This window comes from Oxobacter pfennigii (assembly GCF_001317355.1).
In the GTDB taxonomy this organism is placed as follows: Bacteria; Bacillota; Clostridia; order Clostridiales; family Oxobacteraceae; genus Oxobacter; species Oxobacter pfennigii.
This window is the reverse complement of record NZ_LKET01000032.1, coordinates 440496-454230: the sequence shown is the minus strand read 5'-3', so window position 1 is coordinate 454230 and position 13735 is coordinate 440496. Positions and strand designations below refer to the sequence as shown.

Annotated in this window: 13 protein-coding genes and 1 pseudogene; 12 read left to right on the top strand and 2 right to left on the bottom strand. The window is 39.2% G+C overall.

All coding sequences use genetic code 11. The annotated features are described in order from the left end of the window. Positions 1-231 precede the first annotated feature (231 nt). Positions 232-2196, top strand: coding sequence for a sodium-translocating pyrophosphatase (locus OXPF_RS12330; RefSeq protein ID WP_054875508.1), 1965 nt, complete (start codon positions 232-234; stop codon positions 2194-2196). A 160-nt stretch (positions 2197-2356) separates the two neighbouring features. On the opposite strand, the gene OXPF_RS12325 is transcribed toward OXPF_RS12330, so the two are convergent. After that, the gene (locus tag OXPF_RS12325) at positions 2357-2785 is read right to left on the bottom strand and encodes a hypothetical protein (protein WP_054875507.1); all 429 of its coding nucleotides are present in this window, start codon (positions 2783-2785) and stop codon (positions 2357-2359) included. Next, positions 2782-2983: pseudogene (locus OXPF_RS12320) on the bottom strand (helix-turn-helix transcriptional regulator). The gene OXPF_RS12325 and the pseudogene OXPF_RS12320 overlap by 4 nt, the downstream one beginning before the upstream one ends. Positions 2984-3372: 389 nt before the next feature. On the opposite strand from OXPF_RS12320, the gene OXPF_RS21860 reads away from it, so the two are divergent. The 11 genes from OXPF_RS21860 (at position 3373) to OXPF_RS12270 (ending at position 13605) form a co-directional block, all read left to right on the top strand. Further along, on the top strand, positions 3373-4944 hold the full coding sequence (locus OXPF_RS21860; RefSeq protein ID WP_242854398.1) for a sensor histidine kinase: 1572 nt from the start codon (positions 3373-3375) through the stop codon (positions 4942-4944). Beyond that, positions 4931-5632 carry a response regulator gene (locus OXPF_RS12310; RefSeq protein WP_054875506.1) on the top strand — a complete coding sequence of 234 codons (702 nt, stop codon included), beginning with the start codon at positions 4931-4933 and terminating at the stop codon, positions 5630-5632. Before OXPF_RS21860 ends, OXPF_RS12310 begins: the two co-directional genes overlap by 14 nt. A gap of 16 nt (positions 5633-5648) precedes the next feature. After that, a complete protein-coding gene (locus tag OXPF_RS12305; protein WP_054875505.1) occupies positions 5649-6002 on the top strand; it encodes an arsenate reductase family protein in 354 nt (117 codons plus the stop codon). A gap of 84 nt (positions 6003-6086) precedes the next feature. Continuing rightward, on the top strand, positions 6087-6530 hold the full coding sequence (locus OXPF_RS12300) for a flavodoxin family protein (protein ID WP_054875504.1): 444 nt from the start codon (positions 6087-6089) through the stop codon (positions 6528-6530). A gap of 37 nt (positions 6531-6567) precedes the next feature. Further along, the gene (locus OXPF_RS12295) at positions 6568-7242 is read left to right on the top strand and encodes an epoxyqueuosine reductase (protein WP_054875503.1); all 675 of its coding nucleotides are present in this window, start codon (positions 6568-6570) and stop codon (positions 7240-7242) included. A 204-nt stretch (positions 7243-7446) separates the two neighbouring features. Further along, a complete protein-coding gene (locus OXPF_RS12290; RefSeq protein ID WP_054875502.1) occupies positions 7447-9195 on the top strand; it encodes a phosphotransferase in 1749 nt (582 codons plus the stop codon). A gap of 3 nt (positions 9196-9198) precedes the next feature. Continuing rightward, positions 9199-10740 (top strand): BCCT family transporter, encoded by a 1542-nt coding sequence (locus OXPF_RS12285; RefSeq protein ID WP_054875501.1) that lies wholly within the window; start codon positions 9199-9201, stop codon positions 10738-10740. A 192-nt stretch (positions 10741-10932) separates the two neighbouring features. After that, positions 10933-11835, top strand: coding sequence for a helix-turn-helix transcriptional regulator (locus OXPF_RS12280; protein ID WP_054875500.1), 903 nt, complete (start codon positions 10933-10935; stop codon positions 11833-11835). A gap of 104 nt (positions 11836-11939) precedes the next feature. Further along, on the top strand, positions 11940-12635 hold the full coding sequence (locus OXPF_RS21855; protein ID WP_152967750.1) for a nuclear transport factor 2 family protein: 696 nt from the start codon (positions 11940-11942) through the stop codon (positions 12633-12635). 3 nt (positions 12636-12638) lie between these two features. Beyond that, entirely contained in the window at positions 12639-12758 is a 120-nt protein-coding gene (locus OXPF_RS23655) for a 4Fe-4S binding protein (protein WP_083479898.1), read from the top strand. A 181-nt stretch (positions 12759-12939) separates the two neighbouring features. Continuing rightward, positions 12940-13605 carry a CPBP family intramembrane glutamic endopeptidase gene (locus OXPF_RS12270; RefSeq protein ID WP_054875499.1) on the top strand — a complete coding sequence of 222 codons (666 nt, stop codon included), beginning with the start codon at positions 12940-12942 and terminating at the stop codon, positions 13603-13605. The last annotated feature ends 130 nt before the right edge of the window (positions 13606-13735 follow it).

Here is a 13735-nt window from a genome sequence, read left to right as displayed (position 1 = left end):
GTCAAATGTGGCGGCTTTTTCATTTGACTTCTGATACTGTTTTTCTCACAGCTTTCTCACACGGCCTGATGAATTCTCACACCGTGCTCACATTGTTTTTATTACAATAATGGGGTGTTGGCTCAAAGGCTTTAAGAGAGGTGAAAATTTGATATAGGCCTATATGAAGCGACACTATTGGCGCAGAATAAGCAAAAGTTTTCGGCACTGCCGGAAGGAGGAACTAATTCTATGTTTTATATTTCTTTAATGGTAGGATTATTTGCGATAGCAGTTGCTTTTGGAATACTGTTTTTAATTAAAAAAGAGCCTAAAGTCTCTTCAAAAATTGCTGAGATTGCAGGCTATATTGCAACCGGTGCCAGAGCATATCTAAAAAGGCAGATAAAAACTATCTCTTTAGTTACACCCTTGCTCTTTTTTATTCTTTTATTTTTGTTTAACTGGAAAGTAGCCGCAGTTTCAGTTTTAGGTGTATTTACTTCACTTTTAGGGTCAATTATCGGAATGGCTTCTTCGACTCTTGCTAACTCAAAGGTAACAAGTGCTTGTGCGAAATCCTCAGATAAGGCCTTTCGTTTAGCAGTATTCGGAGGATCTATTACCGGATTTAGCGTTACCGGATTATCTGTTTTGGTTTTAAGTATTCTATATCTGATTTTTAAAGATTATCAAATAGTGATTGGATTCGGTTTTGGAGCCAGTTTGGCTGCGCTTTTCGCTCAGATCGGCGGAGGAATATATACTAAATCAGCCGATATCGGTGCAGATTTAGTCGGGAAAGTAGAAAATAATCTCCCGGAAGACGATCCGAGAAACCCGGCAGTTATTGCAGATTTAGTAGGTGATAATGTAGGGGACTGTGCAGGCCGCGGTGCTGATTTATTTGAAAGTTTCAGTAATGATATAATTACGGGAACCCTGGTTGCTTCTACTTTACTAAGCCAATACGGTCCGAAAGCAATATTCTTGCCTTTGATTTTACAAGCAACGGGCATATTAGCTTCCATGATTGGAATTTTAATCACGAAAAAATGGGGAAAGAACATGGCCCCTTCTACATCCTTTAATTTAGGACTTATTGTCACTGCGGTTATTGCTTCTTTAGGAGGTTTAATCGTTGTAAAAGCGCTTCTTCCGGATTTGAGCGTTTGGATGGGTATACTTTTGGGAGTGACAATTTCTTTGATTGCAACGGTAAGTACAAGATATTACGCCGGAATGGAAGGAAAACCGGTTAAAGAAATGGCGGAAGCGTCCAAGGCAGGTCCGGCCATCAATATCATTGTCGGATTAAGCAATGGCCTGCAAAGTCCGATTGCTTCAATCATTATGATCGTTATTGCCATCATCGCAGCCTACACTCTATCCGGCGGATCACTTTTTGTAATTGTCGCAGTAAATTTAGGGACAGACTTGATGATTGCATATATTATGGCTGCGGACACATTTGGCCCAATTACTGACAATGCATCAGGCATTGCTGAAATGTCACATGCGCCTGAAGAATTAGTTGAAAAACTTTCTTCCCTTGATTCTGTCGGTAATACTATGAAAGCAATCACAAAAGCTTATTCCATGTCCTCAGGAACCATAACCGCATTTGTAATTTTTACTACCTTCTTTGCTTTAACTAAAAACATAATTACGGATATTTCAAATCCATATACAACTGGATTTATGCTGATAGGTATTTCACTTCCGTTTCTGATTTCTTCATTGGCTATTAAAGCCACTGCCAAGGGCGCCTTTTTAATGGTTGATGAAGTAAGAAGGCAGTTTAGGGAAATCAAAGGTCTTTTAACCGGTGAAGCTAGCCCGGATTACGGTTTATGTATTGACATTACTACAAAAAACGCATTGAAACAGATGATTCTTCCTGGAATTGTAAGCGTTTTTATTCCGGTGGTTGTAGGTTTCACTTTTGGTCCTAAAGCTCTCGGTCCCTTGCTGATAGGATCTGTTTTGTGCTCGGCAGTTCTGGGACCCTTTTTCAATAATACAGGTACTGCATACGATAATGCTAAAAAGACCATTGAATTAAATAGAGAGTTGAAGGGTACCCTTCAGCATCAGGCGGCAGTGATTGGAGATACAGTTGGTGATCCGATGAAGGATGTCGCCGGACCATCAATCCTTATTTTTATGAAACTTGTCGGGATGTCTGCCCTTCTTATAGCTCCTCTTATTATATAAAATATGAATTATCCTGGTTTTAATATTATTGGCATGATAAGATTGTAACCTGTTAAATTTCAAAGATAGCAAGCGGGTTTAAGGGAGATGGTAGTTTTGCGAAACTCCCTCCCGGCTTTGCTATCTGTATCTTTAAAACCGAAGCAAATGATAATATATCCTACAGTTTTTTATCATAATGCCGATACAGTATCTGTCCACCGGCGATTTCAAGTATTAAAATGGACGCAATCAACAACAACATCCATTTGTCAACACCGATTAAAGAAAGTACAAAGACTAATAATGCCAAAATAATTATCGTAAGCGTATACATAATGTGTCCTGATATTCTCTGAATCATAACTTTTCTTTCATCTTTTGCGTTGATTTTTTCATATTTTAATAGTTCCTCATAAGCAGTTTTGTTTTCCGGCTTTGACCAATGAAAATATTTATAAATCATAACTATACCCGGCCCAGTAAAGCCGCCTGCAAATCCAGCAAAATTCGATGTTACACCTTCACCGTCCATTATGATATAAATAATTAGAAAAACCATACCAAGTACAATAAAACCTAAACCGCTATATAACATATCTTTTTTCATTTTTCTTCCTCCTCATAAATAAAAATTTCTTCAATGGTCATATCGAAAAATCCAGCAATTTTGAAGTCTAATAATATCGATGAATGTACCTTCTGCTTTCCAATGAACCTATCATTTGTCTTGATACTTTTAATGCTCATGATAAATCTTCTTGTCTAATAGAGTTTGCTTTCATAATCCTTCTAATCTGTTTTTCATTCACTCATCCATGAAACGGAAAGCTTGCTTTACATTTTTAGTGTAGCACTAACAACTTATAATGTCAAGTTTGCTTTCCATAAAATTCTCAAAAAAAGCAGGTCATAAATCTAACCTGCTTAAACCTAGTATAAATAATGTCTGCGTACCTTAATAACTTAAAGGAGCTGCCTGGCTTCGGGACAAGTTGTCCTCCTCTCGATTTTAAAAAAACCAAGTCAGATGTCGGCGACCAACAATAGCCCTTTCCTTTTACTTGAAAAATATATTATGTCCTAATATACTATTAAGTATGTTAAGAGTTTTTCAGCTTTAATTCTGACTTGCTTACCAGACATGGGATATTTAAATTATATAAAATAGAAAAGCAAGAAAGAGGTGAGCCGCAGATGAATTATATTAGTAAATTCATTGTGAAATACAGAATTTTTAAAAATCAGAGCATCAGTATAAAAATTATCTTTGCTCGCACAGGCATCATGCTCGCCTTTTTATTTGGTGCTTCTGCTATAGGATATATTTTTCATGTAATGAGTTTGCCGGAGGCCGATATTGCAATAGTCTATTTATTAGCGGTTTTATTGACAGCTCGTTTTATAGATGGGTATTTTTTTGGATTTTGGTCATCACTTCTTGCAGCATTTTTCTTTAATTTTCTTTTTATGGAGCCCTACTATGCGTTTTCTGTAAATACTCACAGTTATATTATTACCTTTATAGTTATGCTAATTACTGCGCTGATTACAAGCACATTAACAACCCATGCCAGGCAAAATGCCATAAAAGCTCAAGAACATGAAGCGGAAATGAAAGCCCTGTATACTCTGACAAACCGCCTTACAGACGCAGCTGATATTCATGATATTGCAAGTACCGCAATAAGAACTATCAGTGATATGCTAGGCAGCAACGTAGGTTGCCTATGTTTTGATGAAAATGGAAAGCCGGAAAATACTTTCATTCAGCAGTGTTCACCTGCGAAGCAGATTTGGCGTGAAATTTCCGACCCCGAAGAATTCAGGCTCCGTATTGAAGGATTGCGGACAGGCTGCCATAAAGGGGGAGAGTTTTACGACTGGCCTGTTTATGGAAAAGAAACAACATTAGGCGTTATTCGCATTTCTAAGGAAGCAGCAAAAATGATGAACAGAACCCAGGTCCGTATGCTCCATGCAATGATTGAAAGTACGGCATTGGCTATGGATCGTTTCCGGGCTGCGCAGCAGCGCCAGAAAATAAATGAAGCAATCGTACAAGAGCGTTATAGGGGGAATTTGCTTAGGGCAATCTCCCATGACTTACGTACCCCACTTGCCGGGATCATGGGAACAGCTGAAATGTTATTGAATATGACAGTACAGGATGAGCGGCAATATAATCTTATAAAAGGAATTTATCGGGACGCAGATTGGCTGCATTCTCTTGTTGAGAATATTTTAAGCCTTACCCGTGTACAGGATGGAAAGCTGGTTTTGCATAAACAGCAAGAGGCTGCCGAAGAAGTGGTAGGTGCGGCTATTCTCCATATTTCACGTCTTCATCCAGAGCATGAGATATCCGTTACAGTTCCGGATGAATTGTTGCTGGTGCCTATGGATGCAAAGCTAATAAGACAGGTACTTATTAATCTTCTGGACAATGCGGTTAAGCATACAGCTCCTCAGGATGAGATCAGTGTTTCCGTAAAAAAAGACAATAAGGAGAACTATGCTGTATTTTCGGTTTGTGATAACGGCGAGGGAATAGAAACCGCTGATATTCCAAATATCTTTGAAATGTTCTATACATCCAAGACAAGGCGCTCAGATGCACAGCGTGGTGTAGGGCTGGGTTTAACCATATGTGATGCAATAGTGAAGGCTCATGGAGGAGGTATAAAAGCAAATAACCGGCCGGGTAGCCCAGGGGCAGAGTTTATTTTTACACTTCCATTGGAGGGGAATGATCATGAATTACAGTAATGTCTGTGTTCTCGTTGTGGAAGACGACAAAAAGATACGAAGTTTTATCGGCTATTCTTTAGATAGAGAAGGTTTTAAATACCTTACCACAAGCACCGGGCAGGGTGCATTGAGTACCCTTGTTTCCAAGCAAATTGACGTTATGCTGTTGGACTTAGGCCTTCCGGATTTCGATGGTATGGAAGTAATTAAAAAAATCCGTGAATGGTCAGAAATTCCGATAATCGTTGTTTCAGCACGTGACCAGGATAAAGAAAAAGTTGCGGCACTGGATATGGGTGCAGACGACTATTTAACAAAGCCTTTTTCTGCTACGGAGCTTTTAGCGAGAATACGCGTTGCATTAAGGCATTTATATAAACAAAGCACCGGAGACAGAACGCTGAATATCCTGCAAGTAGGCGAGCTCCAAATTGACCTGGATAAACGCTTGGTCTACTTGTACGGACAGGAAGTTCATGTAACACCTATGGAATATAGCCTGTTGACGCTTTTTTTTAAGAACATCGGTAAGGTGCTGACCACAAAGCAGATACTGAAAGAAGTTTGGGGAATTGGTCATGGAAATGATACGCAGGCTCTCAGAGCCCTCATGGCGGGGCTGAGACGAAAGATCGAAGAGAATCCGGCAAAACCACGCTATATTATAACGGAAATAGGCGTTGGATACCGGCTTGTAGATGAATGAAGAGAGGTGAACAAGTATGATATTTATATGTTACTCTAAATGCACAACATGCCAAAAAGTTAAGAAGTGGCTTGATGAGCGTGATGTCAAGTATGTAGTCCGAGATATTAAGACAGAGAATCCCACCTATGATGAGCTTAAAACATGGTTTGCTGCAAGCGGGCTGCCTTTACGGAGGTTTTTCAATACCAGCGGTTTGCAGTACAAGTCACTGAATTTAAAAGAAAAACTGCCAACTATGAGTGAGGAGGAACAGTTAAAACTTCTCTCGACAGACGGAATGCTTGTAAAACGCCCGATACTTGTAGGTAATGGATTTGTATTAGTTGGCTATAAAGAGAACGAATGGATGGAAAAGATAAGGGTTTAGATAGGCATGATTTTTGTCTGGCGGATGTGGCGGCCATTGTAATTAAATGAAAGGAAACAAAAACATGAAGATTGGACTCATTGTATGTTCTTATTCTGGAAACACGCTATCAGTAGCGCAAAACTTGAGCAAACCATTAGGTCTAAAGGACATGAAATAATACTTGAAAGAGTAGAACCCGTCAATAATAATCCCCGTTCGGGTGATCCTGTAAGGGTTAAGACAGCCCCGGATATAAGCACTTATGATGCCGTTATTTTCGCCTCTCCTGTACAGGCTTTTTCACTTGCTCCGTTGATGAGGCTGTATCTGTCTAAGGTATCCGGCTTAACCGGAAAAAAAGTATATTGCTTTGTCACTCAGCGTTTAAAAAAGCCATGGTTAGGCGGTAACCGTGCTGTACGGCAAATTAAAAAAATATGCAAAGCAAAAGGAGCTGACATTATATTGAGCGGTGTTGTCAATTGGTCGGGCAGCACCAGGGATAATCAGATAGAAGATATAGTCAGCAGGCTTAGTATAATTTAATAAGTAAGGAGCTGAAAAGAATAGGAGAGTGATTATTTTGAAAGAAAAAATCAGAGAATTTATATTATCCTACGGAGCGGACTTATGCGGTTTTGCAAATATTGACCGTTTTAATGAAGCACCAGCTGGATTTAAACCCACCGATATATTGCCTGATTGCAAGACGGTTATTTCATTCGCACTGGCTTTGCCAAAGGGGCTTTCAAAAGTCAGCCCACGCTTTATATATGGATATTATAATAATTTTAGCTGCTCGAAAGTTGATGAAATAGCTTTTAAGGCTGCTGTACAAATAGAGAAGAATTTCAAGCGCAGTTCTGTTCCTATGCCCTGCGACAGCCCTTATGAATATTGGGACAAGGATAATATGGAAGGGCGTGGTTTGCTATCCATGAAGCATACAGCGGTCCAAGCAGGGTTAGGAACTCTCGGGAAGAATACATTATTTATGAATAAGCATTTTGGCAATATGATTACTCTTGGTGCAATACTTACAACATTGGAGTTGGAATCCGATCAGTTTGATGCAACTGTATGTATCAGCAATTGCCGCAAATGCATAGATGCCTGTCCTGTAAGTGCAATAAATAACGGAACAGTTAGTCAAAAACTCTGCCGTACTAATACATATGGAAAAACAGAGCGCGGCTTTGATACTGTTGACTGCAATATATGCAGAACCGTATGTCCGATGAATCACGCAACCCCATAAAGTAAAAGCCTTTATATTTTTGACTAAATTGTTGAAAAGAAACAAAAGCTGATTTCTGAATAAAGAAGCCATATATTGATAAGTCAAATTAATTTATCAATATATGGCTTTTTACTTACAAACTTGACTTATTACCAAAATAATGGTATATTGTTCAGAAAAACATTAGACATTATTTTCGTGAACAAAAGGCGGTGTATTCTTATGAACAAACGTGATTGGATTGTTTTTGCTGTGATTTCAAGAAATGGTTATGGGAATCATCGTGAGATTGCCAAACGCACAGGCTATTCTCTCGGACTGGTGAATTCGTCGCTTAAGAAGCTGATGGAAGAAGGGTATATCGATAACTATTTTTACATTACAGACAAAGGGCGGGAATATATTGAGGCCTCGAAACCCCGCCGTGCAGTTATACTGGCAGCGGGCATGGGGCTTAGGATGGTACCCATTAATAAAACCCCAAAAGGTTTGCTCACAATCAGTGGTCAACCTTTAATTGAGCGTATCATTGAGCAGATGCATGAGGCGGGGATTTTTGAGATATATGTTGTTGTTGGCTACATGATGGAGCGGTTTGAGTACCTGAGGGATAAATATGGTGTTGAGCTTGTTATATCTAAAGAATTTCCTTACCGTGACAGCCTGCATTCTCTTAACTTGGTAGCTGACAAACTGGATAACTGCTATATTGCCCCGAGTAATGTGTGGTTTTCGCGAAACCCCTTCAGCCGCACTGAATTTTTTTCCTGGTATGCAGTTTCCGAATATGTTGATGACGATAGTTTTGTACGAATGAACCGAAGTCTTGAACTTATATACACTGGAGATGAAAAGGGCGGCAATTCAATGCTTGGGTTATGCTATTTATTGAAGGAAGATGCTGAAATAGTCCGGGGGCAGCTTGTAAAGCTGGACAAACAGCGTAAATTTAATCGTGAAATCTGGGAACAGGCGCTGTTTGAAGGAAATAAAATGATACCTTATGCCCGTGTTATGCTGGGGCAGTCAAATTATGCAATAAGGACATATGAGGAGCTTAGAGATCTTGACAGTGAATCCCAGCATTTGGACTCAAAGCGCATTAATCTAATCCGTGAGGTATTTAACGTAGAGATGGATGATATTACTGACATTTCCGCCTTATCAAAAGGTATGACCAACAGGCTGATGCGTTTCTCTGTTAAAGGTAAGCCATATCTGTTCCGTGTCCCGGGTGAAGGCAGCAATGAGCTGACCAGCCGTGCACAGGAAGTGGATGTATACAATTCACTGAAAGAAACAGGGTTGACGGATATTGTCATTTATATGTCTGCTGAAACCGGATACAAAATCTCAGAATTTTGGGAGAATGCCAGAACCTGCGATATCCATAATGATGAAGATGTAAGGGCATGTATTATGCACCTTAGAAAACTTCACAGCATGAAGCTTGAAGTGGGGCATACTTTTGATTTGACTGAAAAACTGGACTTATATGAAAGGCTTCGCGATGGAGAGCCATCTTTCTCAGATTATGATGAGACGAGGGAAAAAGTCGTTGGCTTAATCGCTTTGCTCAATGTACTGCAGAAAGAAAGCTGTCTATGCCACGTTGACCCGGTATCTGATAACTTCCTGTTTGTGAACGGGAAGATTCATCTCATAGACTGGGAATATGCAGGAATGTCGGAGAAGCATATAGATATTGCAATGTTTTGTCTTTATGCCGACTATGACGTAAAATACGTCAATCACCTTATTGATGTTTATTTCGATGGCAAAGCAACTAACCTGGACCGATTCAAAGTTTTCGCTTATGCATCGGTAGGAGGTTTTCTATGGTCGGTGTGGTGTGAGTACAAGGAGAAAAAAGGTGTCAGTTTCAGTGAATATGCCATGCAGCAATATAGATATTCAAAAAAATCATACAGAGAAGCGATGCGGTATTTTAACGCACATGGAAAGGAGTAACTTATGAAAAATAAGAATAGTATTTTATCACAACTTGACTGGCCTCTTATCATCCTCCCCCTTATTGTTGTTGTCGCGTTGTGTGCAGTTTTTATGGTGTCACCGGAAGGCTCAACACAGGTTATGGATTCAATAAGAGGCTTTCTTAGTAACGAGCTTGGATTTTTCTATATACTGTCGGGACTTGGAATCCTGCTTATTACGCTGTACGTTGCATTTTCCAGTTACGGGAAAATTAGGCTGGGAAATTTGGATAAACCGCAATACACGGATTTTCAGTGGGCAACCATGATATTCACCGGTGTTTTTGCAGCGGATATTGTCTTTTACTCCTTTATAGAATGGGCATTGTATGCCGCTGAACCACGCATTGAACAGCTGGGCGGGATTCAGGATTGGGCTGCGACCTATCCGTTGTTTCATTGGGGGCCTATACCCTGGGCATTTTATGTGGTACTGGCAGTTGCCTTCGGCTTTTCTATCCACGTTCGTGGCCGCAGTAAACAAAAATTTTCTGAGGCTTGCCGTCCTCTTCTAGGAAACAGTGTTGACAAAGCACCGGGGAAAATTATAGACTTAATAGCTATTATTGCGCTGATTGCGGGGACAGCAACTACATTCTCCCTTGCAACACCACTTTTGGCATCTGCTCTAAGTCGTGTTTTCGGCTTTGAAGCCAGTACGGCATTGACGGTAGTGGTTCTTGGTATTATTGCCGCAGTATATACCATATCTGTTTTGAGCGGCATGGAAGGCATAATTAAATCTGCGTCCATATGCACGGTATTGTTTTTAGGGATGCTAGCCTATTTCCTATTTGTTGGAGGGCAGACACGATACATTATTGAGACGGGCATTACATCCATCGGAAATCTGATGCAAAACTTCATCGGTCTTTCCACATGGATGGATCCATTGAGGGAATCTGGTGATGGCACTTTCGGATTTGTTCAGAATTGGACTATTTTTTATTGGGCATACTGGATGGCCTGGTGTGTGGCAACGCCCTTTTTCATTGGAATGATAAGTAAAGGAAGAACCATAAAAAATGTTATTCTAGGCACATATGGCTACGGGATTATGGGAACTTTTCTATCGTTTATAATCTTCGGAAATTATGGACTATCGCAGCAACTGGCAGGAAAGGTGGATATAATAGGAATGGTTCAGGACGGTATGGATATCAACCAGGGCATTATTCAGATTTTTGAAACTCTTCCTATGACAGAGATTTTGCTTATAATTCTCTTTGTCATGATGGTGCTGTTCTATTCAACAACCTTTGATTCGCTGACCCTTGTTATATCCGCATATTCCTATAAGAATCTTCCTCCGGGGGAGGAAGCTGCACGTCCTGTGAGAGCATTCTGGGCAATTATGTTCATCATTTTTCCTATTGGCTTGATTTTTGCAGAGAACTCCATTAACAGCCTGCAATCTGTTTCAATTATTGCGGCCTTTCCCATAGGAATAGTTTTCTACCTGATCATTGCAAGCTTTTTTAAAGATGCAAAAAAATATTTGGAGGAGCAAAAGAATATTTAATCAGGTTATAGTACATGCCATACATCAAAATCGTATGGCATGTACTATAACTTAGAATATATTTATATGAAAGAAATACCTTATAGTCGGGGTTAGTCCAATTATAGGTATTTTTTTATTGACTTAATTAAGTTTTATAACATGACATGCTATAGTCAAGTTATATGAGTATAATAAATACGGGGTGATTATATGCAGATAAATAGACTGTTTGAAATCATATATATACTGATGAATAAAAAATCCGTCACCGCTAAGGAATTAGCAGAACGGTTTGAAGTTTCAGTAAGAACAATTTATCGGGATATAGACTCGTTATCATTAGCAGGAATACCGGTCTATGCCAGCCAGGGAAAAGGCGGCGGAATTTCTCTTCTGGATAATTATGTGCTTGATAAGTCTGTTCTTTCTGAAAAGGAGCAAAATGAAATATTGTACGCATTGCAGAGCCTGGCAATAACGCAAGTTCCGGAAGCGGATAAAGTACTTACTAGGCTTGGAAGCCTGTTCAACAAAAATAGCACGGACTGGATAGAGGTGGATTTCAGTCCCTGGGGCAGTGATAAAAATAGCTCGCGTCAATTTACCGAAATAAAAAATGCAATTCTTAATCGCAAAATAGTGGAATTTGATTATTGCAATTCATTGGGAGAAAAAGTCAGAAGAAAGGTGGAACCGGTTAAATTTGTTTTCAAAATAAACGCATGGTATCTACAGGGATTCTGCCTGGCAAAAAGAGCATATAGAATCTTCAAAATCACGCGTATGTCAAATCTACTGGTGCCTAATGAGTTTTTCTCTGAAAGAACCACGGAAGAATTTACAAAAGAGAAGCAGGAACAAAATACTCAGAAATGGATTGATGTACACCTGAAGATATCTGCTAATGGTGCATACCGTGTATACGATGAGTTTAAAGAAAAAGATGTGGTAAAAAATGAGGACGGTTCTTTTAATATCTCTGCCTATTTGCCGGAAAATAAATGGCTCTTGAGATACATCCTATCTTTTGGAGCCGATATTGAAGTATTGGCGCCGCAAAATATACGGGATATGATTCGCAAAGAATTGCATGAAATAATTGTTAAATATTAATTATATAATCTGACACGGTGCCGTCAAGTTATACCTGTTAAAATTGGAGTATAAAAATCATCATACGCTATTAAACAGGAGTATGAGCACAGAGGAGGATTATAATGAACAGGAATTGTCAATTGCCAGAATCAGTAGAAATGCATTTTGATGCGGCCAATACGGGTGATTCGGCTGCGTTTCTTTCGGCATTTCATGATGACGCTACCGTAATAGATGCGGGAAAGGAATATCACGGAAGGAATGAGATAGAAGCGTGGAGCGATGAGATTTATTTTAAGGATAATTTGAGGCTTAAAATAACTAATGCTGTGCAGAACACCAAAGAAATAGTCGTTACAGCTATTGCAGACGGAGATTACGATAAATCCGGTCTGCCTGATCCCCTATATCTTGACTTTCACTTCGTAATAAAGGAAGCCAAGGTATGTCTTTTGCGTATCGTACTTTCATCGAACAGCAGAGCCGTGCCGCTGCCTCAGCCTATTGCTGCATATTACCATGCTTCAGATGTTTATGACAGCGAATTGCTTGCAGCATGTTTCGCACAGGATGCCATTCTATATGATGAAGATATGGAATTTCGAGGGCCTGCTGAAATCAGCCGTCATATTTTAAAAGCAAATAAAGAAGCAAATGTCAGAATGGATATAATGAACCTTGTTGAACAAAGCCGTGAAACTATTGTTACTGCTATGCTGACTGGCAATTTTGAAGGAAGTCCGCTGCCCTTGGATTTTCATTTTACTTTTGATAATGGAAAGATAAAGTCGCTTAATATCATGCTTTCGGAGGAATAACAAATGATCGAGAGCAGATTTATACAGGTTAATCAAGGAAAATGTATACGGTGCCGCCTTTGTATGAAGGCCTGCCGGAGAACTCTTGAAATGTCCACCTCTTCAGCTAATAAGGCTTGCTGATAGAGAACCGCTGCAGATTTCATAGTTATAAGTATTTAATCTAGATTATGACAGATGCCGTACAGTTTTTGTGCGGTATTTTTTTTATCATGCAAATTATTATAAGACTTGTGGCTATTGTATTCAGGAATATATAATTAGAATAAGCTCACAAAATGTAGTAGAAACAAAGGGAGAAAATATGGATAAATTAAAGGTAAAACAGAATAGGTTACTAATGCTGTCTATTGTGCTTGTAATAGCCCTGTCTTTACTTGCGTTGCTTGTAGGAAATATTATGAGCAAGGCGGCTGCATATATTTTTATTTCCATCGTATACTGGGGTGTATTTTGTATTCCCCTGTCATTATATTATCTCGGAGGGGCAAACGGAATAGAAAAGCTACATGAAAAACAGCCGGTTTCAATACCTTCAGGAAAAAAGATGCTCATACATGTATTAGTATTTATGCCTTGTATAGCTACATTGTTTGTTGTATTTATCCCAACAATATCAGTTGCGCCTATACAAGTTTTTGCAATATCCATGTTATATGCAATTATGAATGGAACCATAGAAGAATTATATTGGCGGGGTGTATTTACAAATATATTTCCGGATGATATTTTAAAGAGTTATATTTTACCAACCTTAATGTTTGGACTCTGGCATATTGCTTTGTATTTTATAAAAGGCATGGAATACCATGGAGGGTTGATTGCTCTGGTCGGGGGCGCAACCTTTATGGGGTTTTTATGGGGATATGCGGCATATAAAACAAAGTCCATCAGAGCAGTTACTGCAGCTCACATAATTACTAATTTCTTTGCATTCAGCGGAATGATTTATATGAATTGGTTTGTTTAAAAAATGTCAGGTGAAAGCCGTTTATGCGAACAGAACAGGAAATGTTTAAGTTAATACTTAATATGAAAGATAGTTGGTTATGAAAATAATATTAACCATACAAGACAGTTGAAGGGGCGGGTGCTTGTTG